The 21,499-nt window shown below is 60.5% G+C and carries 17 protein-coding genes; 6 read left to right on the forward strand and 11 right to left on the reverse strand.

Annotated features, from left to right (window positions below):
- Positions 1-103: 103 nt before the first annotated feature.
- Complete coding sequence (locus TMS3_RS12780) at positions 104-1,111, reverse strand: cyclase family protein (protein ID WP_025165670.1); 1,008 nt, start codon at positions 1,109-1,111, stop codon at positions 104-106.
- A 126-nt stretch (positions 1,112-1,237) separates the two neighbouring features.
- Between TMS3_RS12780 and TMS3_RS12785 the strand changes: the two genes are divergently transcribed.
- Entirely contained in the window at positions 1,238-2,128 is an 891-nt protein-coding gene (locus TMS3_RS12785) for a LysR family transcriptional regulator (protein ID WP_025165671.1), read from the forward strand.
- Positions 2,129-2,169: 41 nt separating this feature from the next.
- On the opposite strand, the gene TMS3_RS12790 is transcribed toward TMS3_RS12785, so the two are convergent.
- The 6 genes from TMS3_RS12790 to TMS3_RS12815 form a co-directional block, all read right to left on the reverse strand.
- Positions 2,170-3,261 (reverse strand): endonuclease/exonuclease/phosphatase family protein, encoded by a 1,092-nt coding sequence (locus tag TMS3_RS12790; RefSeq protein ID WP_025165672.1) that lies wholly within the window; start codon positions 3,259-3,261, stop codon positions 2,170-2,172.
- 122 nt (positions 3,262-3,383) lie between these two features.
- The gene (gene trhA / locus TMS3_RS12795) at positions 3,384-4,001 is read right to left on the reverse strand and encodes a PAQR family membrane homeostasis protein TrhA (protein WP_025165673.1); all 618 of its coding nucleotides are present in this window, start codon (positions 3,999-4,001) and stop codon (positions 3,384-3,386) included.
- A gap of 222 nt (positions 4,002-4,223) precedes the next feature.
- Complete coding sequence (hglS, locus tag TMS3_RS12800; protein ID WP_025165674.1) at positions 4,224-5,645, reverse strand: 2-oxoadipate dioxygenase/decarboxylase HglS; 1,422 nt, start codon at positions 5,643-5,645, stop codon at positions 4,224-4,226.
- Positions 5,646-5,862: 217 nt separating this feature from the next.
- Positions 5,863-7,095, reverse strand: coding sequence for a DUF3422 domain-containing protein (locus tag TMS3_RS12805; RefSeq protein ID WP_025165675.1), 1,233 nt, complete (start codon positions 7,093-7,095; stop codon positions 5,863-5,865).
- A 249-nt stretch (positions 7,096-7,344) separates the two neighbouring features.
- On the reverse strand, positions 7,345-8,595 hold the full coding sequence (locus TMS3_RS12810) for a 2-aminoadipate transaminase (protein WP_025165676.1): 1,251 nt from the start codon (positions 8,593-8,595) through the stop codon (positions 7,345-7,347).
- A gap of 257 nt (positions 8,596-8,852) precedes the next feature.
- A complete protein-coding gene (locus TMS3_RS12815; protein WP_025165677.1) occupies positions 8,853-9,758 on the reverse strand; it encodes a LysR family transcriptional regulator in 906 nt (301 codons plus the stop codon).
- Positions 9,759-9,969: 211 nt separating this feature from the next.
- Between TMS3_RS12815 and amaB the strand changes: the two genes are divergently transcribed.
- A complete protein-coding gene (gene amaB / locus TMS3_RS12820) occupies positions 9,970-11,460 on the forward strand; it encodes an L-piperidine-6-carboxylate dehydrogenase (RefSeq protein WP_025165678.1) in 1,491 nt (496 codons plus the stop codon).
- A gap of 157 nt (positions 11,461-11,617) precedes the next feature.
- Here amaB and dnaQ read toward each other — a convergent pair whose 3' ends face one another.
- The 3 genes from dnaQ to TMS3_RS12835 all read right to left on the reverse strand — a co-directional run bounded on the left by dnaQ (position 11,618) and on the right by TMS3_RS12835 (position 13,763).
- The gene (gene dnaQ, locus TMS3_RS12825) at positions 11,618-12,358 is read right to left on the reverse strand and encodes a DNA polymerase III subunit epsilon (protein ID WP_025165679.1); all 741 of its coding nucleotides are present in this window, start codon (positions 12,356-12,358) and stop codon (positions 11,618-11,620) included.
- Positions 12,351-12,803, reverse strand: coding sequence for a ribonuclease HI (rnhA, locus tag TMS3_RS12830; protein ID WP_025165680.1), 453 nt, complete (start codon positions 12,801-12,803; stop codon positions 12,351-12,353). The genes dnaQ and rnhA overlap by 8 nt, the downstream gene beginning before the upstream one ends.
- Positions 12,804-13,004: 201 nt before the next feature.
- Positions 13,005-13,763 (reverse strand): class I SAM-dependent methyltransferase, encoded by a 759-nt coding sequence (locus TMS3_RS12835; protein WP_025165681.1) that lies wholly within the window; start codon positions 13,761-13,763, stop codon positions 13,005-13,007.
- A gap of 75 nt (positions 13,764-13,838) precedes the next feature.
- Between TMS3_RS12835 and gloB the strand changes: the two genes are divergently transcribed.
- Both gloB and TMS3_RS12845 read left to right on the forward strand, forming a co-directional pair.
- Positions 13,839-14,612: a hydroxyacylglutathione hydrolase gene (gene gloB / locus TMS3_RS12840; RefSeq protein ID WP_025165682.1), complete on the forward strand. Its 774-nt coding sequence runs from the start codon at positions 13,839-13,841 to the stop codon at positions 14,610-14,612.
- 100 nt (positions 14,613-14,712) lie between these two features.
- Positions 14,713-16,248 carry a lytic transglycosylase gene (locus tag TMS3_RS12845; RefSeq protein WP_025165683.1) on the forward strand — a complete coding sequence of 512 codons (1,536 nt, stop codon included), beginning with the start codon at positions 14,713-14,715 and terminating at the stop codon, positions 16,246-16,248.
- On the opposite strand, the gene TMS3_RS12850 is transcribed toward TMS3_RS12845, so the two are convergent.
- On the reverse strand, positions 16,249-17,700 hold the full coding sequence (locus TMS3_RS12850) for an HDOD domain-containing protein (protein WP_029866330.1): 1,452 nt from the start codon (positions 17,698-17,700) through the stop codon (positions 16,249-16,251).
- 140 nt (positions 17,701-17,840) lie between these two features.
- On the opposite strand from TMS3_RS12850, the gene TMS3_RS12855 reads away from it, so the two are divergent.
- Both TMS3_RS12855 and TMS3_RS12860 read left to right on the forward strand, forming a co-directional pair.
- A complete protein-coding gene (locus tag TMS3_RS12855; protein ID WP_025165685.1) occupies positions 17,841-19,670 on the forward strand; it encodes an extracellular solute-binding protein in 1,830 nt (609 codons plus the stop codon).
- Positions 19,667-21,499 carry an extracellular solute-binding protein gene (locus TMS3_RS12860; RefSeq protein ID WP_025165686.1) on the forward strand — a complete coding sequence of 611 codons (1,833 nt, stop codon included), beginning with the start codon at positions 19,667-19,669 and terminating at the stop codon, positions 21,497-21,499. The genes TMS3_RS12855 and TMS3_RS12860 overlap by 4 nt, the downstream gene beginning before the upstream one ends.

The following is a 21,499-nucleotide window of genomic DNA, read 5'->3' on the forward strand; positions in this document are numbered from 1 at the left end:
TGCTCACCCCGCAGACTGTCCACCGTTCGACCCTGTTCGATCTACGCGTCAGCGACACAGCCCTCCAGTGGTTTTGCTCCCCCAGAGGACAGCCGGAGCGCGGCTATTCTATGGGCAGGGCAACTGGCCGCATGGGCGCGGCATCGGCGCCGCGAAACTTCAGCGAGGCACCGACGAAGGCGAACTGGTACACACGGTCGCGGGCCAGCTCTTCCAGATTGGCCAACTCGATGATCGGCGCGCCCTGCTGCGCCAGCATGTAGGTGTGCACCGGGATGTAGTTGTCCGACACCTCGGAAGGGAAGGCCTCGAAACTCAGGTTGTCGGCGCCAACCACCATGGCGCCAGCTTCCTCGATGAGGAACTTGGCCGCATCCAGGCCCAGGCCCGGTGCATTGCTCATATAGGCCTGGGCGTTGGCGTAGTCACGCATGCGCCCGGTGCGGATCAGCACCACATCGCCCTTCTCCAGGCTGACGTTCTGCTTTTTCAGAGCTTCACGCAGGTCCTGGGCCGACACCTTGTAGTTGTCCGGCAACATTTCCAGGTTCTTCGCCGCGGCCATGTCGATCATCACGCCACGGGCGATGATAGGTGGCATGGTCTCGATCCCAGCCTTTTCCCAACCGCGGTCGCCCAAGTGCTCCTGCGCGGAAAAACCGTTCCAGATCTTGCCGTTCAGGCCGAAGTGGTTAAGGCCATCGATGTGCGTGCCCATGTGCGCGTACATCGACACCGCCGAACCGCTGTAGCTGACATGACTGTTCATCACCTCACCGACGCCCATCGGGTCGGCGATCTGGTTGCCGCGCGGGGTGTGGGTCATCCACATCTGGTAAGGCGGGTCGCCCGCGGCTTGCCAGCTCGGCATGCCGATGAAGTACTCCACCGAGAGGTCGTAGGCCTTGCCGCCGGACACCTGCGACAGGATGGCGGCGCGGGATTGCGGGGTGATGAGATTGAGGCGACCGATTTCATCGGCCTTGCCCCAAGGGCTGACGCCGACGTCGGGCGCGGCAGTGGCTGCGCCACTGACCAGAGCCAAGGCCAGGGGCAATGCGGCAGCCTGCTGACGGCCGAATTTCAGGTTTGCTCGAATCAACTTGAACATGACGGACTCCTTGCGAAAAACGGCCTCCCGACACAACGCCGAAAAGCGGTACCGCCATGGTATTTTTTCTACAGAAATAGATAATCGAGCTAAGTTTCAAAACATATTCAACCCAGGAGAAAATATATGGACTTGCTCGCGGCCATGCGCACCTTCCGCCGGGTGGTGGAGCGCGACAGCTTCAGCAAGGCCGCCGAAGACCTCGGGCAATCGACGGCTGCGGTCAGTAAACAGGTTCGGCAACTGGAACAGCGCTTAGGCACCCTATTGCTGATACGCACCACGCGGCGCATGAGCCTGTCCGAGGATGGCCGCGCCTATTTCAGCGAGTGCTGCCGCCTGCTGGATGAACTGGATGCACTGGAACGCAGCACGGCCCGGGGCTCGGACCAGGTCAGTGGACGTCTGCGGATCAACGCACCCCTGTCGTTCAGCCACAAGGTACTGTCGCCCTTGCTGGCGAAGTTCATGGCGCTCTACCCGCAATTGCACGTCGAACTGACGCTGGATGATCGCCTGCTCGATGTGGTGTCCGAGGGTTTCGACGTCTCGCTGCGCATTCGCTCCGAACTGACCGACTCCTCGCTGATCGCCCGGCGACTGGGTGAGGTGGAGCAAATCATCTGTGCCTCGCCTGCTTATCTGCAGGCGCGCGGCACACCGAGAACGGTCGCAGACCTGCGCAGTCATGACTGCCTGGCGTACCGACTGGCCGATCATCCCGGCCATTGGCACCTCCAGGGGCCACAAGGCAGCATCAGCGTCGATGTGCCGCCCCGCTTCTCCGCGGACAACAGCCTGATACTCGGCGACATGCTGCTCGCCGGAGCCGGCATAGGGGCACTGCCGTCGTTCATCGCCCAGCCACTGTTGGAGCGCGGCGAGTTGGTGCGGATACTCCCTGACCAGCAGTTCGCCAAACGCGGCATCTATGCGCTGTACCCCAGCAACCGCCACCTGCAGCAGAAGGTCCGGGTGTTTGTCGACTTCCTGGCCGAGGCCATGCAGACACCCTAAGTCTCACTCGCCAAGCATTACGGCGAGCACCCAAGGGCCCATCATTGCCCATTGCTCCTGGGTTCCGGCACTTGCGCTTCCGTCACATTTTGCGACTGCATTTTATCCTCAGCCCACTGTTGATCCGCTGGAGTCGCATTCAAGCCTTCTTGTTCTACTTCACGTTCGGGCTCGTAACAAAGCTCAGTTAGTATGGCGAAGTGATCGGAACCAAACGCTGGCAGCCGGCGCATACCCAGCAGGGTGAAATGCTCGCTGTGAAACAAGTGATCGAGCGGCCAGCGCATTGGCCAGTACCCGGCATGAAAGGTATTGAACATCCCACGCCCTACCCGTGGATCGAGCAAGCCACTCAATTTCCGGAACAGGCGCGTGGTGGCCGACCAGGCTACGTCGTTGAGGTCGCCGGTGACGATTATCGGCTCATCTGACTCCGCGACGCTGCGGGCGACCATTACCAGCTCCGCATCGCGCTCAGTGGACTCCTCATTCTCAGTTGGACTGGGGGGCGCTGGATGTAGGAAATGCACCCTGATTTGATGCCGCGAAGGCAGTTCAATCAAGGTATGCATCGACGGGATAGTGGGTTCCACCAGGTATTCAACCTGACTCTGGCTGAGTTTCAGCTTCGAGTAGACATGCATACCATACAGATTATCCAGCGGGCACTTGATGCTGTAAGGGTAGTCATCCTCAAGCACCGCGAGTCTGTCCTGCCACCACTGATCGGACTCCAGGGTAACCAACACATCCGGCATGTTATTTCGCACTAACTGAACTAATTTTTCAACGTGTCGATTAGGCGTGCAGACATTAGCGGTCATGACGCGAATAGTGCGTTGCGGGTCTCGATCTTTAGCGGCTTTGACTTCAACTGGAAACAATCGCGTGTACGGCACAACCCACCACAATTGATATGCCAAACAAGTCGCACTCACAGAAATCAAAACCCAACTTTTAACCAAAGACAAATTCAACACCAGCAACTGCACTGCCAACAACAACGCCAGTAAAATCGCCAGTTGCAACCGGGGAAAATCCATACCGCGGACCCACCACGCCTCACATCGCCACGCTGGTAGCAGGGTCAACAAGATGAAAAACACGTTAATCCAGAAAAAAAACCAGTACATCACCGACTCCATTGAACATGCGCTTCATCCTGACCGGGTCCGCCACACTGACACGGACCGGTTTCATACGGGTATACATAAACAGTTAAGTCATTCGACACCATCGCGTGATCAGGGTGGCATCACAGGACATACAACAAGATAGCCACAAAGTGCAGCACGCTGCCGGCGACCACGAACAGATGCCAGATACCATGCCAGTGACGAAAGCGGCTGTCGTAGGCGAAGAAGATGATTCCCACCGTGTACAGGAAGCCGCCCGCCGCCAACCAGGCAAAACCCACAGCGCCCAGCGCGGCAATCAGCGGTTTGACCGCCACCAGGACAATCCAGCCCATCAGCGCATAGATCACGATGGACAGGACGCGAGCCTCCGAGCGCGGTTTGATCTCTTGCAGCATGCCGATCAGGGCCAAGCCCCAGACCGTGCCGAACAGCGACCAACCCCAGGCGCCGCGCAAACTCACCAGGCAAAACGGCGTGTAGCTGCCGGCAATCAACAGGTAAATCGACAAGTGATCGAGCTTGCGCATGATCACCTTCGCGCGCCCCCGCACGCTGTGGTAGACAGTCGAGATGCTGTAGAGCAGCAGTAAGGTGAAGCCATAGATCGCCACACTGACGATCTTCCACGGGTCGCCCGTCAAGCTGGCCAACACGATCAACCAGAGCGCCCCGACAAAGGCCAGCACGGCGCCGACCAAGTGCGTCCAGGCGTTGAGCTTTTCACCGTGATACATGCGTCCCCCCTTCCCGGCTAGATGCCCATGGGCAGGCTGACTGCCCGAACCATGGCGATCCTGAACCTCGTGAAAGTGAGACCGCTCGCCTCTGCTCACGCGCTGGATCGCCTTACCGGGCTGATTGTCCCCTATCAGTGTGTGAATCGTTGTCGACGCAGGCAATAAAAATCCCCGCCAGCAGGGCTGGCGGGGATTGGCAATTGCTGCAACAGGCGAAATTCAGCTCAGCGTTGCCAGGCCCAGTTGCTCCGCACAGTACTCCAACGAGCGTTGTTGACTGTCGGCGTAGAGCGCCAGCTCGTCGAGTACCGGCGCACCAAGGTCGCGTTCGAACGCCTCGCGGTTGGACGATTGCGCATAGCGGGCTGACGACTGCTCGCCCAGGTTGGACTGGAAGATCCCGGCGGCGCTGACTGGAAGGAAGTCCTCATACACCAGCGGCTCGCAACGCAACTGACCGGCCGCAAGCAACGCCTCCAGACCGCTTGCCAGCTCGCCCCTGGCCTTGGCGGCCAGGCCCAGATCACTGACAAAGTAGCGGAAGTAGGCCAGGCCCTGGCGACGCAACTCGTCAGGCTGATCCGGAAAATCGGCGAAGTGCTGGTCGAGCAGCCGCATATAGCTCGCGGCATTGTCCTCGTTCGGTGCGCCCTGGCTGGCCTCGCGACTGGCATTGAGCAGCTGGTCATACAGCGCGCGACCTTTGCCGGTCAGGGCCACGCCACGCTGCTCGATCTCGCCGAAACGTGCGCTGTGGCTGCCGAGCGCCATGCTGCCATCCGCCTCGATAAAGGCCACCGGCTCGCGCAAGGCCTTGAAGCTGGTCTGCCGCAGCAGGATCGCACAGTGGCGTGGCGGAGGGCCTTCGACCACCGCTTTCGAGCTGATGCCACGCCCCGGCATGGCGGCCTGCACCGCGTCGATATCCAGGGCACGCGGGGTCAGGTGGTTGATATGCGGGCCCTTGAACGCCACCACATCAGCGATCAGCCGGTGCTGATCGCTCAGCTGCTGGTACTGCACCGCGCTGACGGTGGCCTCGCGATGCCAGCGGAAGGTCTCCAGGGCCTGTTCGACGAACTCCGTCGCCTCGTCCGGCTGAAGACCGCCGACCCGCTCGGCCTGCTCGATCAGTTGCAGCGCGCGCGGGGTGAAGATCGTGCGCCGGGCCAGAATCGCCGCGGCCAGTTCGCGCAATTCCTGGTTATCGATCAGCTCGAGGCGCAGCAACGAAGTGAACACGCGGAACGGGCTGTGTTGCAGCGAGGCTTCATGAATGGCGCGAAAGGCTGTGGAATGCACTGGCACCCCGGCGCACGCCAGGTCGTAGTAGCCCACCGGGTACATGCCCATTACCGCGAACAGCCGGCGCATGGTCGCCAGCTCGGCGGCGCTGCCCAAGCGGATGGCGCCGTGGCGCTCCATGTCGAGACGCTTGAGCTCACCAGTCAGGCGCAACCTTTCGGCGAGCGCCGGGTCCTGCTCCAGGGTGCGCCGATTGACCTCGCCGACCAGCTCCAGCAGCGTGCCGTAGAGCGGCACCTCGGCCTTGTACAGGGCAGACATGGCGCGGGAAAACTGCGCACGAATCTCATCGGGATGAACCAACGCACCCGGGTTGACGGCCGCTTGAACGCTCATGGGAACTCGACTCCTTGCATCACCTGATCACAGTGACTGGATGTCTCCACCGGGGTTGGCATTCCAGTCTTTCATGCGAAACATTCTGGCGAGCTGAAAAGCCCCTTTCAAACGACTAATCCTCTTCTGGTCATTCCCTAAACGAATCCACCGAGATCAGCACCGGGGTATCCGTCATCCCGTCAGCAGCCGACCCTGGTGGTCGACACTCATCCTGCTAGTGATGCGCCGCCTGCTTCAGGCGCCGCGCCAGCCGGTACAGAGTAAAGATGAACAGCGGCGCCAGCAGGACGAACAGCAACTTGCTGGAGAGCGGCGAACCGAGCGCCGTCAGCCCCTCGAGAGTCATCTTGAGCAAGCCGATCAGGTAGTAGCTGATGGCGATCAGCGAGAAGCCCTCGACCGCCTTCTGGATCTTCAGCTGGGTGCTGGTGCGCGCGTTCAGGCTCTCGAGAATCTTCGAGTTCTGCTCCTCCACCTCCACCTGGGCCTTGGCCTGCAACAGCTCACCCAGGTTGGCGATGCCGGCGGCCAGGCGGTCCAGGCGTTTCTCGGTGGCTGCGCAGTACCGCACGCTGGGTTTGAAACGCCGCTCGATAAACACACCAAGGCGCTGATTGCCGCCGACATGACTTTCGCGCAGCTCGCCGATTCGCTCGAAGACGATCTGCGCATAGGCTTCGGTGGCACTGAAGCGCGGCCGACAGGCGGCCGAGCAACGCATCAGTCGCGCCGACAGCTCGGTCAGAGAATCCAGCAGTACCTTGGCCTCGCTGTTACCCACGCTGGCATTGCCCTCGGCGATGCCGATCAGCCCGCGATCCAGTTCCTGCAGGGTGGCGCTGAGTTCCTGGGCCGTGGGCAACCCCAGGGACGCCAGCATGCGGTAGGTCTCGATCTCCACCAGGCGACGAATCATCCGCCCCAGCCGGTAGGCATTCAGCCTGCGATTGACCAGCAGCATGCGATTGAAGCCCAGCGCCGACAGGCGGAAATCACTCCAGACCGTGGCATCGCCACCGCCGATATGCGAGCCCGCCGGGTCTTTGAAGCCATAGTCGCCGGGGTCAAGCACCCCGTCTTGCGCCTCCTCGACCAGAATCACCAGGGCGTTGATGATCAAGGCCCGATTGGCGTCGAGCACGCCGCGCAGCGGCTGCGGCAGGTCGAGCCAATGCGAACTGTCCGAACTGCGCGGCACCACCCAGGTCAGGGACAGAAACTCGCTGTGGCGCTCCCACTTGCACGGGTGCCCGGCCAGGCGCAGCAAGCCGTGCCGCGCTGCATCGTGCCCTTGGCCGACGGCCTGCTCGCCGAGCTGCTGGATGATGCCATCCAGGGATTTACCGTCGTCCAGCAAGGCGAAATGGTAGACATGCGCCGGACCCTCGAAATAGATCGACGGACGCGCATGCAGCTCATCGTGCAGGCTTTCTCTCAGGGGGTGCATAAGGGTCTCCGCGAGGGACTTGGCGGTCGCAAGCTGACCAGATAGTCGCCGCAAACTTTCTAGACAACCGGCGCCGCCACGGCGACACATCCACCTGCCCCGGCCTGAGCGACGATCCTCAGTCGCCAAAGCACCGTAGCCCCCCCCCAGCAGCACCTGCCAATCCATAGGTATGATCTGGCTACGACGGGAATAATCGCTGATACAAGCGCCACTGTAGTCGGCGGATCGCTTCAGGCGAGCATGACCTCAGTCCAACTCGGCCAGGCAGCGCTCGAAGATATCGAAGCCCTCCTCCAGCAGTTCGCGTTCGCAGGTCAGCGGCGCCAGCAGACGGATGATGTGTCGGTGCTTGCCGCTGGGCATCAACAGCAGACCCTGCTGGCGGGCGTTGGTCAGCAGGCTGGCGAGACGCTCGCTACCCGGCCCACCCTCGGCACTACGCAACTCGATCCCGCGCATGGCGCCGACCCCGCTCAGGCGACCGATGCCCCCCCCCCAGGACGCGCTCTGCCACGCCTGGTAACGCGCGCGAATGGTGCTCTCCTGCAACTCGCCCCAGGTCGCCAGGTTGGCGTCGCTCATCTCCTCCAGGCTGACCAGCGCGGCGGCGCAGGCGAGCGGGTTGCCCGAGTAGGTGCCGCCCAGCCCACCCTTGGGCAGCGCGTCCATCAATTCACGACGACCAACCACCGCGGCCAACGGCAGGCCGCCGGCCATGCTCTTGCCCAGCAGCAGCAGGTCCGGCTCGATGCCCAGGCGACTGAAGGCGAAGCGCTGACCGGTACGGCCGAAGCCGGACTGAATCTCGTCGATGATCAGCAGGATGCCGTGTTGGTCGCAGAAGCGCCGCAGGTCCTGGGCAAAGCCGGCGTCCAGGGCCTGGAAGCCGCCCTCACCCTGCACCGCCTCGACGATAAAGCAGGCCACCTCGGCCTTGTCGATCTCCACGCTGAACAGCCGCTCCATGGCTGCCAATGCTTGCTCGCGGGTCACCTCATTGTCGGCGCTGGGATACGGCAGGTGATAGACCGGCCCCGGCAGGTTTCCGACCTTCTGCTTGTACGGTGCGACTTTGCCGTTGAGGTTGAGGGTGGCCAGAGTACGGCCGTGGAAACCGCCATCGAAGGCGATCACCGCGGTACGTCCGGTCGCCGCACGGACGATTTTCAGGGCGTTCTCCGCCGCCTCCGCACCGCTGTTGGTGAGCATGCCGGACAGCGCATAGCTGACCGGAATAAACCGGCTCAGCGCCTCCATCAGCTGGGCATAGCCGGCGTGGGGCACGGCATTGAACGCCGAGTGGGTCAGTTTGCCGGCCTGCTCGCGCACCGCCTCGACGATCCTTGGGTGGCAATGGCCGAGGTTGAGTACGCCGATACCACCAACGAAGTCGATATAGCGGTTGCCGCTGGTGTCCCAGACCTCGGCATTGCGCCCGTGACTCAGGGTAATGGGGTGGACGATGCCCAGGGCGTTGCTGATCGGCGCCTGGCTCATGCGCAGGCCCTCTGTGCTGGCAGCTGGCGGAGCGAAGCGGAACGTCGGTAAGCAATCTCGCGTGCGGGCATGGCGGAGCTCTCTGGGCCTGATTGACTGAGCCACTATGAAAGCGAGAGATGAAGCTGGGTGACAAACGAAAAAAAACGCGCCTTTTATTCCTTTTTTTCCGCCTTACTTCATCAGCCGACGCGGCCCTTCAGCATAGCCGGCAGTGCACCGGCCCTAACTCAATCGCCCGGACCGACTGCATCCGCTCAGGCCACGCCCCGCTCCAGCCTGACCTGGCCCTCGATCCACTTCACGAAACTACGAATCTTCGGCACTTCGGCGGCATGCTCGGCGTAGGCAAGGAAGTGCGCGCCGGCACTGAGCATCGGGTGGTCCCAGGGAATAACCAACTTGCCTTCGGTCAACTCGTCCTCCACCAGAAAACGTGGCACCAGCGCCACCCCGCAGCCGGACTGGGCGGCACGAATGCACATATAGAAGGTTTCGAAGCGCGGGCCGTGGTAGCTGCGCTCGGTCTGCAGACCCAGCCCCTCGAACCACTCATGCCAGGCCGCAGGCCTTGAGGCGCACTGCAACAAGACTCTGTCGCTCAGTTGCAGGGCACTGTCCAGTGGCGTTGCTGGCAGGATATCCGGGGCGCAGACCGGCACCATCTGCTCGCCGAACAGCTCGATGCACTCGGCCCCCGGCCAGGTGCCCTGACCGAAGAAGAACACCACGTCGGCTCGCGCCTGGAGCAAGTCAAAAGGTTCCAGTTCGTTGCGAATATCCAGATGGATATTTGGATTGGCCGCGCCGAAGCCCTTTAGGTGCGGAATCAACCAGCGCGCGCCGAAAGTAGGCTGGGTGGCGACCTTGAGCACCTCGGTTTCGCCGCCGTAGGAGAGGATATAGTGAGTGGACATCTCCACCTGCTTGAGGATCTTGTTCACCTCGGTCAGGTACAGCGAGCCGGCCGGGGTCAATTGCAGGCGCCGACGAATGCGGCGGAACAGCAGGTGCTGGAGCATCTCCTCCAGTTGCGCGACCTGTTTACTCACCGCGCTCTGGGTCAGAAACAGCTCTTCGGCGGCGCGGGTAAAGCTCAGGTGACGGGCCACCGCCTCGAAGCATTGCAGGGCGGTCATCGAGGGCATCAGGCGTTTGGACATGAACAATCTCGCAAAGACTAAGAAGCGATTAGCTAGCTAATAGCCGGGTCACAGGTTGTAGAAATCGACCCGGGCCACAGGCTCACTGGCGACGATTTGATGAATCGAAGGAATGACATGGCGAATAATGCTCGCTTGCTGCACGCCAGCCAGAGGATTAATACTGATCCGGATGATTATTTTCAACCACTAGCAGAAACAGGAGAGGACCATGGTTGACGGACTTCTGAGTCGCCTCGGGGTTAACGCCCAGGCCGTAGAGAGTGGTAACTACCCGGTTCACACCCCCATCGACGGCAGCCAAATTGCTTCGGTCACCCTGGAAGATCGCGCGGCAGTGCAGGCGAAAATCCAACGCGCCGACCAGGCCTTCCAAGCCTGGCGCACGGTTCCGGCGCCGCGTCGTGGTGAGCTGATCCGCCTGTTCGGCGAAGTACTGCGCAAGCACAAGGCTGACCTCGGCGAGCTGGTGTCCTGGGAAGCCGGCAAGATCACCCAGGAAGGCCTGGGCGAAGTGCAGGAAATGATCGACATCTGCGATTTCGCGGTCGGCCTGTCGCGCCAACTCTATGGTCTGACCATCGCCTCCGAGCGTCCTGGCCACCATATGCGCGAGACCTGGCAGCCGCTAGGCGTGGTCGGGGTGATCAGTGCCTTCAACTTCCCGGTCGCGGTTTGGGCCTGGAACACCACCCTGGCGCTGGTCTGCGGCGATGCGGTGATCTGGAAACCGTCGGAAAAGACGCCGTTGACCGCCCTCGCCTGTCAGGCCCTGTTCGAACAGGCGCTGCAAGCCTTCGGCGATGCCCCCGAGGGCCTCAGCCAGCTGATCATCGGCGACCGCGACGCCGGTGAAGCCCTGGTCGACGACCCGCGCGTCGCCCTGATCAGCGCCACCGGCAGTACCCGTATGGGCCGCGAAGTCGGTCCGCGAGTAGCCGCGCGCTTCGGCCGCAGCATTCTCGAACTGGGCGGCAACAATGCCATGATCCTCACCCCCAGCGCGGACCTGGACATGGCCGTGCGCGCCATCCTGTTCGGCGCAGTCGGTACCGCCGGACAACGCTGCACCACCCTGCGCCGGCTGATCGCCCACGAGTCGGTGAAGGACGAAATCATCGCCCGCCTCAAGGTGGCCTACGCCAAGGTGCGCATCGGCCATCCGCTGGAAGGCAACCTGGTCGGTCCGCTGATCGACCAGCACGCCTATGAAGCCATGCAGGGCGCCCTGAGCCAGGCGCGCAAGGAAGGCGGCCAGGTATTTGGCGGCGAGCGCCAGCTGGCCGAGCAGTTCCCGAATGCCTATTACGTCGCCCCGGCAATCGTCGAGATGCCCGGCCAGAGCGAGGTGGTACGCCACGAAACCTTCGCGCCGATCCTCTACGTGATCAGCTACCAGGACTTCGATCAGGCGCTGCGCCTGAACAATGAAGTGCCCCAGGGGTTGTCGTCCTGCGTGTTCACCACCGACCTGCGCGAAGCCGAGCAGTTCCAGAGTGCCGCCGGCAGCGACTGCGGCATCGCCAACGTCAACATCGGCACCAACGGTGCGGAAATCGGTGGTGCCTTCGGCGGCGAGAAGGAAACCGGTGGCGGACGCGAGTCCGGTTCCGACGCCTGGAAGGCCTACATGCGTCGGCAGACCAACACAGTCAACTACTCCCGCGAGCTGCCATTAGCGCAGGGCATCGTATTCGACTGAGTGGCTATTGAGGCAAGTAGAAGCAAGCCCCTCTCTTAGCAATGAAGGAGGGGTACATCGGCAAAGCCGAGCTTCGCCTGAAGCAAAACGCCCAGATGCCTTACGGCACCTGGGCGTTTTTCTGTGCGGAGAGTCAGAGCGCATAGCGCCCCGGTTCTCAGCCCTCGGCCTTGGCCTGCTCCAACTGTGCCCACAACGACGGTGCGCCGGCGGACTTTTCAATCAACGCCAGACGGGCGGCATGCTCGGCCAACTCCGCGGCACTGGCCTGGATAATCCGCGTGCGCTGGCGCTCGGCCGGCAAACGGCGGATAGCGCTGGGTTGCTGGGCATTGCCATCGCCTTCAGAACCATCGCCGGCCAGGGACAGGTGGGTCTGGCCGCCGGTCATGGCCAGGTAGACGTCGGCGAGAATCTCGGCATCGAGCAAGGCGCCGTGTAGATCGCGCCCTGAGTTGTCGACGTCATAGCGTTTGCACAGCGCATCGAGGCTGTTGCGCTGGCCCGGATGCCGTCCACGGGCCAACATCAAGGTGTCGAGAATCGGGCAGTGCTCGCTCAGATCGGCGCGCTCGTGCTGCCCCAACAAGGCAAATTCGTTGTTGATGAAACCAACGTCAAACGCCGCGTTATGAATAATCAGCTGCGCGCCCTTGATGAACTCGAAGAACTCATCGGCCGCCTCCTTGAAGCGCGGCTTATCCAGCAAGTACTCGTTGGTGATGCCGTGGACCGCTATGGCACCCTCGTCAATCTCGCGATCGGGCTGCAAGTAGACGTGATAGTGGCGCCCGGTCAGGCGCCGTCCCATCAGCTCGACACAGCCGATCTCGATGATCCGGTGACCATCGGTAACCGGCATGCCTGTGGTTTCGGTATCCAGTACCACACTACGCATGTTTCATTGCCCTCACTTCATCGACGCCGCGGTTGGCCAGTTGGTCGGCATGCTCATTGCCGGGATGACCGGTATGCCCACGCACCCACTTCCAGGTCACAGTGTGACGATTCACCTGCTCATCCAGTTGCTGCCATAAATCGGCGTTCTTCACCGGCTGCTTGGCCGCAGTTTTCCAGCCGCGCTTTTTCCAGTTGGGCATCCAGTCCTGGATACCCTGCATGACGTATTGCGAGTCAGTCACCAACAGCACATCGCAGGCCCGTTTCAATTCGGCCAGTGCCCGAATCGCCGCGGTCAATTCCATGCGGTTGTTGGTGGTGTCGGCCTCGCCGCCCCACAGTTCTTTTTTCACGCCTTTGAAAATCAGCAACGCGCCCCAGCCACCGACACCGGGATTACCCTTGCAGGCGCCATCGGTATAGATCTCGATTTGATCACTCATGCAGAGCCTGTCTCTCAATTAATACGGCCGCTAGTGGCCTGTACGGTTAGTTGGTTAACTCAAGTTCGGATGGTTGAGGTTCCGAAACCAGGCGCTGCGACGAGTCATAGCGGGCTATGGCGAGGAGCGGCAACGCAGTATCGGGGCCTCAGACACCAAAATTGACTAATTGAACTAGCCACACAGGCCACTAGGCTCAATTTACCGCTCGGCGTTTCGTCGGCTAACCTTGGCAACCGGCATAGGCACCAATTTGCCCGTGGGCTCACGCCGGGCCTGGCGCAGGGGGCGCAGGCCGATCACCAGCTTGCGCGCCACCAACAGGTAGAAGCCGCCACCCGGCGATTGCCAGGCACCACCCCAGGCCTCCAGAGGGGCCAGTCGCGCCTGCCAAGCAGTGGAAGCAAGCGGCGGACGATAGCATCCGAAGCGACGTTTCTCCAGCGCGAAACCCAGCAGGTCGAGCCAGTCACAGACTCGGTTGGGCGCAATGCAACGCGCCTGGCGCAAGGCATCGCGGGCATACAAATGCCGTATCCCCCAAGCACTCCTCGGGTTGATCCCGACCACCAACAGATGCCCACCCGGGCGTACGCTGCGCGCCGCTTCGCGCAGCAAGCCGTGCGGGGACAGGCTGAAATCAAGGCCGTGCTGCAGCAGCACGACATCGGCTGCGGACTCGGTCAGTGGCCAGGCTTGTTCCTCGCAGACGATCTCCACCCCACTGAAGGGAGCGCCGACCCGCACACTGCGCTGAATCTGCCCGGCATCCGGCGCGCTTTGGTTGGAGGGTCCGTAATGCAGCAGATAGCCGCCGAAGAAACGCGCCAGTTCACTCTCCAGCAAACGCTGTTCTTCGCCGAGCAGCAGCCGCCCCTGCGGGCCATTGAACCAACCGCGGGCGGCTGCGATCAAATTGAGCCAATCGCCATCGGCTTGAGCGAACGGATGATCAGACATAAGAAGTACCTGCATAGCCGTCAGTGCCAATGAAGCCTAAGATGCACCTTTGTGACCCGCTTAGCGACCTGCATCATGATAAAGATCGACGCACTCCCCGCCTTCACCGACAACTATATATGGCTGCTGCAGGACCTCGAGCGACGACGCTGTGCCGTGGTCGATCCAGGTGATGCGGCGCCCGTACAGGCCTGGCTGGCTGCACATCGCGACTGGCAATTGAGCGATATCCTCATCACGCACCACCACCACGATCATGTCGGTGGCGTAGCGCAGCTCAAGGCAGCGACTGGCGCGCGAGTCCTCGGGCCGGCAAAGGAAAACATTCCTGCGCGTGACCTGGCACTCGGCGAAGGAGATCGGGTCGAAGTCCTCGGCCACATCTTTGACGTCACCGAAGTCCCCGGGCATACCCTGGGCCATATCGCTTACTACCAGGCCGTTCAGCATTGGCTGTTCTGCGGCGACACCTTGTTCGCGGCCGGTTGTGGGCGCTTATTCGAAGGCACTGCCGAGCAGATGCACGATTCACTGAGCCGCCTGGCCGCCCTGCCGGCGCAGACCCTGGTCTATTGCACCCACGAATACACCCTGAGCAATCTGCGCTTTGCCCAAGCAGCCGAACCGAACAACCCGGAAGTTGCCCAGCGTCTACTCGAGGTCAGCGCCTGGCGCGAGGCAGGACAGATCAGCCTGCCTTCCACCTTGGCCCTTGAACGCGCAACCAACCCCTTCCTGCGCAGTGCCGAAACATCTATTAAAGAAAAAATAGACGAACGGGACGGCACCAGGAATCGCTCGCCAAGCGAGGTGTTTGCCGGCCTGCGGGCCTGGAAAGATAACTTCTGAAAGGTCGACAAACGCCCAAAAAGACTGGTTAAAACTTGACCAGCCTGGTCACGGTTCCTAGAATCGCCCGACCTTTTCGCCGGGAAGAACTCACCGACCAATGCCTTTATTATTACGCAAGATATTGAATTCAAAGGCATTGTTACTCAACAGCCAAACCCTACTGGTGCTGTTCTGTGCCACGCTGGTCGGCTGTCAGAGCACGGGTAACAACCGGACTCATGCCCCCCATCCGGTCGTGAAGCTGCAGCAAGAACCCGAATGGCTGACCACTAACGTCAAACCCGAAGAGCCCGAGGACATCTGGGATGTGGTCCGCGCCGGCTACCAACTGCAAGATGAAATCGGCATCCATCCACGCATTGAGCAGCAGCGCCTGTGGTTCGTCAGCAACCCCTCGTTTGTAGAAAAGGTCGGTGAGCGCAGCAGCCCTTACATCCACTACATCGTCGAGCGCCTGCAAGAGCGCGGTATGCCGATGGAGCTGGCACTACTGCCAATGATCGAAAGCGCCTACAACCCCTTCGCCTATTCATCGGCCAATGCCGTCGGATTGTGGCAGTTCATTCCCTCTACCGGCCGCTATTTCAACCTGCGTCAGACCAGCTGGTATGACGGTCGCCGCGATGTCATGGCATCGACCAATGCGGCCATGAACTACCTGTCACGCCTGCATGAGATGTTCAACGGTGACTGGCTGCTCGCGCTCGCCGCCTACAATGCCGGCGAAGGCCGGGTGAGCCGCGCCATCGAGCGCAATGAGAAACTGGGCCTGCCGACCGACTACTGGAACCTGTCCTTGCCGCGCGAGACGCAAAACTACGTGCCCAAACTGCTGGCACTGTCGCAAGTGGTGTTGACCCCCCAAGCCTACGGCGTCAGCCTCAACCCCATCGCCAATGAACCCTATTTCGAGCAGATCGCTGTCAAGAAAGGCGTGGACCTGACACGTGTTGCTGAGTTGGCCGACCTGGATGAAGACGTGCTGTATCAGCTCAACCCGGCCTTTAAGAAGCGCATTACCCTGGACGGGCCACAGCATCTGCTGGTACCAGCCACCGAAGCCGAAACACTGGTCGCCACCCTGGCATCGATGAAGCCTCAGGAGCTGCTCAACTGGCAGCAGTACACTGTGCGCTCCGGCGACAGTCTGCATGTGATCGCCAACCGCTATCAGCTGACGGTCAGTGCGCTCAAGGACCTCAACAAACTCTCAAGCAATCGCTTGCGCATCGGCCAGGTGCTGAGCATTCCCTCGCAAGCCAATCAAGCGACTGCGCAGAACGTCGCCACTCGCGAAACCCCGCCCCGTACCTATCGGGTGAAAAACGGTGACAGCCTGTGGCAGATCGCCAAGGCGCATAAAGTCTCAGTCAAGGATGTACGGCGCTGGAACCAACTCACCGGCAACAACCTGAGGGCCGGACAAACTCTGGCGCTACGCGGTGGCAGTGCACCGCTCGCCGCTAACGGTCAGCGCAGAAGCACGAGCTACTACAAAGTGCGCAAAGGCGACTCGCTCTCGCTTATCGCCAAGCGTCACAAAGTACAGCTGAAAAACCTGCGCAGCTGGAACCCAGAAACCAGCAGCGCCCTCAAGCCGGGTCAGACCCTGACGCTATACCTGCCGCACTGATTAGCCACGCTTGGTCAGTGCTTGTAAGCAGCGCCCGGTAAGTTGAGTAAAGCGCTGAAAGGCGACAAACTGCTCATGCTTCAGCGCACGCCCGGATACCCGACTGTCGGCATACAGCACCCCGATCTGACGGGTCCCCGCCAAAAGCGGGGCAACGAAGAACATGCCTTGCCCCAGGCTCTGGCGGATCGGTTGGGTGACCAGTTCATTCAAACTATAACTAGCCGGCACCCCCATCCATAACGCCTCTTTGTTGCGCAAGACATAACTGAAAATATGCGGCTGCTCAGACTGCTGGACCGGCAGCACGAAGTCGTTCAGCCAGTCTTCGGTGCCTTCACCAACCACCCGTTTAGCGCGAAAACAGCTTTGTCCATCGGCCAGCACCACCAACATCACACGCTCCAGGCCAGCGCCTTGGTGCAAGCCGTTGAGCAATGTATCGAGAATCAGCCCGACGTCCGCTCGCTGCGACGCCATCAAGCCAAGCTCTTGCAGGGCTTGCTGCAAAATCAGCAAATTTGGCTCTAACAGCTTCGCCTTACGCTGCTCCTGCTGCACGCGAATCTGCTCGGGGTCGGTGTTCGGGATCAGCCGGCACAACTTACTGGCGCCGAAGGTCGCAGCCACTTTCACCGCCTCATCGGCGCTGGCCAACACTTGCTGCATGGCCTCCTCGGCAGACACTCCGATAAAGTCGGCTACTTGCTCGACCAATCGCTCCATGACCGGTGAATCCCAGCCCTGCAACGCCGCCTCGCCAATCTGCATACCCAGACTGACGGCGCGTACCGCTGGGTCATTATGGTTAGCAGCATTATGCGCCAGACTGACGATGGCACCTAGATTCCAATCCTTCACAAGGCCCTGGGTCAATTGCCGAAAGCTCGTGCCAAGTACAGCACGCACAGCCTCATCTGCATTCACACCAGGCTGCGCCAAAGCGCTGGCGAGCTCATCAGTTTGCTCACCGCCACAGCCCCAGAAGGCCAACTCACCCATGTGATAGAGCAAGGCTGCGATAAACACTTCCTCCTCATGCCTGGAAAGGACATAACCGGCTAGATTGCGGGCCTGAACGGCGGAATGAAAAGAACGCGCCAACAACTCTTGCAACTGCTCTCGCGGAGCGCGGGTCAGCAAGCCATCGATCAGACTGACCGACAGGCCAATCAGGCGCACATTGTCGAAACCGATCAACACGATAGCTCGTGAAATAGTGCGAATGGTTTCTTGCGAAGGGTTGTAATACACACTATTGGCCACACGCAGGACCTTGGAGGTCAGCGACGCATCGCGCAACAAGACGTCGGCCAACTGCTTGACCGAAGATTTTTCTTCCTGGGCCAGCCGGTGTAAATCCTGCACCACGGCGGCAAGCGCGGGCAGTTCGGCTTCGTTTACGCGATCAATCCATGACTGCAATCCATGGCTACGTGTCCCCAAGATCATGGCCTCGTTATGATTTATTCCAAGAGTGTCAAATCACCGCCTCGACTCGCAATCAGGCTTGGTCTTTTTCCAGCGGATACAAGCTGTTACTGTACCGGACTAGAAGCCTAAAAGCCGCCACGGATCGGATCTTTCACTTGATACGTCCCCTCCTCTCGCTGTTCCTCAGCTTGGCCATCAGCTTTCCCGCATTGGCGATCGTTCGCGAAAGCCACGGTTATGCTCAGTTCGGCACGCTCAAATATCCCGCCAGCTTCACCCATTTCGACTGGGTCAATCCCGCCGCACCTAAAGGCGGGACTCTGCGGATGATGGGGGCAGGCAGTTTCGATACGCTCAATCACTACGCCCTCAAGGGCACCAGTCCGATTTCTACGGCCAACTTTCTGCAATACGGCGTGACCGGCCTGAATGAGACACTGATGGCCGGCACCGGCATCTACGACCCATCAGGTGATGAGCCAGCGTCGAGTTACGGACTGATCGCCAAGTCGATCGAATACAGCGACGACCGCAGCTGGGTGGTGTTCAACCTGCGTCCACAGGCACGCTTCCACGACGGCAAGCCGATCACCGCCTATGACGTAGCGTTTTCCTACCGCCTGCTACTTAAGCAGGGCCACCCGCAGTACCGCACCAACCTGCAGGAAGTGAAGCGCGTTGACATCCTCAACCGCCACCGTATCCGCTTCGTGTTCAAGCGCTCGGGTAACCCGCTATTGATTCTGCGCCTCGGTGAATTGCCGGTGCTGCCGCAACATTACTGGAAAGACCGCGACTTCAAGGCCACCACCTACGAGCCGCCACTTGGCAGCGGGCCCTATCGCATCACCCAGGTCAGCCCAGGTCGCAGCCTGACCTTCGAGCGAGTCAAAGACTGGTGGGGCGAGCAGCTGCCGGTTAATCGCGGCAAGTACAATTTCGATCGCGTCGAGGTGGAGTTCTATCGCGACAGCCACGTCTCGTTTGAGGCGTTCAAGGCCGGCGAGTTCGACTTCTACATCGAGCAGCAGGCCAAGAACTGGGCAAATGGCTACAACTTCCCGGCGGTTGCACGCGGCGAGGTGATCCGTGCCGAAATACCGCATCAGATCCCCACGCAAACCCAGGCACTGTTCATCAATTCCCGTCGCCCGGCTTTCGCCCAGCGCAAGGTGCGTGAAGCGTTGGGGCTGATGTTCGATTTCGAGTGGAGCAACCGCGCGTTATTCAACAACTCCTACACCCGGGCCAAGAGTTACTACCCCAACAGCGAGTTTTCCGCCACCGGCAAGCCTGAAGGCGCGGAGTGGCTGCTGCTTTCGCCTTACCGTAAACAGCTGCCGGCTCGCCTGTTCACCGAGCCCTTTGCAATGCCGCAAACCGATGGCCATGGCATCCCGCGAGAAACCTTGCGCCGCGCCCTCGGTCTATTGGCCGACGCTGGCTGGAAACCTTCGGGACAACGTCTGCTAAATCAGCAAGGCGAACCGTTGCGTCTGGAGATCCTGCTGGTCAATCCAAACCTGGAGCGGATTCTCCAACCCTACACCGAGAACCTTACACGCATCGGCATTGAAGCCAATCTGCGCACCGTCGACCGGGCTCAGTACAAACAGCGATTGGATCAATTCGACTTCGACATGATTTTGCTGACCTTGCCGCAAACTCTCAGCCCTGGTCTGGAGCAATCGCTGTACTTCCACTCCAGCCAAGCCAAGCTCAAGGGTGGCAAGAATTATGCCGGTGTCAGCCATCCGGTGGTCGACGCCTTGCTCGACAAACTGCTGTCAGCCAAGACCCGCGATGAGCAGATTGCTGCGACTCGAGCCCTCGACCGCGTACTGCTCTGGCAGCACTACACCATTCCCAATTGGTACATCAATTATCACCGCCTGGCGTACCGTAACCGCTTCGCCTTCGTCACCACGCCGCCCTACACCCTGGGCCTGCGCACGTGGTGGCTGCAATCCTCGGAGAATGCTCGATGACCCATCCGCTGCGCAGTTTTTTGCACGCTAGCAGCCTGCTACTGCTCGGCCTGGCCAGCCTGACTCAGGCTGCGCCCAAGCATGCGCTGACCCTATATGGCGAGCCCCCCAGGTACCCCGCCGATTTCCAGCACTTCGACTACGTCAACCCCGATGCACCGAAAGGCGGTAACTTCCGCCAGGCTGGTTTTGGCGGTTTTGACAGTCTCAACCCGTTCATCAATAAAGGTGTGTCTGCCGACGATATCGGCTTGATCTACGACACCCTTACTCGTCATGGCCTGGACGAGCCCTTCACCGAATACGGCCTGCTCGCCGAAAAAATTGAAAAAGCCCCGGATAATGCCTGGGTGCGCTTCTACCTGCGCCCCGAAGCACGCTTTCATGATGGCCTGCCGGTGACCGCAGAAGACGTCAAGTTTACCTTCGAGACCCTGATGACCCAGGGCTCACCCACCTACCGCGGCTACTACGCCGATGTCGACAAAGTCGAGGTCGAGAGCCCGCTGAAAGTACGTTTCATCTTCAAGCATGCGGGTAACCGTGAACTGCCGCTGATTCTTGGCCAACTACCGGTGCTGCCCAAACACTGGTGGGCCGAGCGCGACTTCAGCAAAAGCAATCTGGAGATCCCACTGGGCAGCGGGCCGTATAAGGTCGCAGAAGTCAAAGCCGGTCGCTCCATTCGCTACCAGCGGGTCGCTGACTGGTGGGGTAAGGATCTGCCGGTCAATCGCGGTTTCTACAACTTCGATAGCATGCGCATCGACTACTACCGCGACAATACCGTGGCCTTGGAAGCCCTGAAGGCCGGACAGTTCGACTACTGGCTGGAAACCAGTGCGAAAAACTGGGCCACCGCCTACGACACGCCGGCAGTCGCCAATGGCCAACTGATCAAAGAAGAGATCGAAAACCATAATCCCACTGGCATGCAGGGCTTCATCTTCAATATTCGCCGTCCGGTGTTTCAGGACCCCAGGGTGCGTGAAGCACTCGGCTTGCTGTTCGATTTCGAATGGGCCAATAAACAACTGTTCAACGGTGCTTACACCCGTACTCACAGCTATTTCGATAACTCTGAACTGGCCTCCAGTGGCCTGCCGGGCCCAGACGAGCTGAAAATCCTCGAGCCGTTGCGCGACAAAATCACCCCACAGGTTTTTACCGAAGAGTTTCGGGTGCCTGTCACCGATGCCAGCGGCATCATTCGCAAACAGCAACGTCGGGCCTACCAGTTGCTGCAGGAAGCAGGCTGGCGTATCGACGGCGATCAGATGCTCGATGCCGAGGGCAACCCGGTCAGCTTCGAGTTCCTCCTTGCGCAAACCGAGTTCGAACGCGTGCTGCTGCCATTCAAACGCAACATGGCGGATCTCGGCATGGAACTGGTGATCCGCCGGGTCGACGTGTCGCAATACATCAACCGCCTGCGATCGCGGGATTTTGACCTGATTGTCGGCGGTTTCGGCCAATCCAACTCGCCGGGTAATGAGCAACGCGAGTACTGGCACTCCAGCAGCGCGGACAATCCCGGCAGCCGTAACTTTATCGGCTTGAAGGACCCTGCCATCGATCAGCTGGTCGACGGCCTGATCAACGCCGACTCGCGCCAAAGCCTGATCGCCCACACCCGAGCCTTGGATCGTGTGCTGCTCTGGGGCCATTACGTCATTCCCAACTGGCATATCAAGACTTGGCGCGTGGCCTATTGGAATCGCCTGCAACATCCGAAAATTACGCCGCAATACGACATCGGCCTGAATACCTGGTGGGTTAACCCGCAGCCGTCGGCAGAAGCCACTGAACCGGCGAGCACGGAGCAATAA

The sequence above is a fragment of the Pseudomonas taeanensis MS-3 genome (assembly GCF_000498575.2).
GTDB classification, from domain to species: domain Bacteria; phylum Pseudomonadota; class Gammaproteobacteria; order Pseudomonadales; family Pseudomonadaceae; genus Aquipseudomonas; species Aquipseudomonas taeanensis.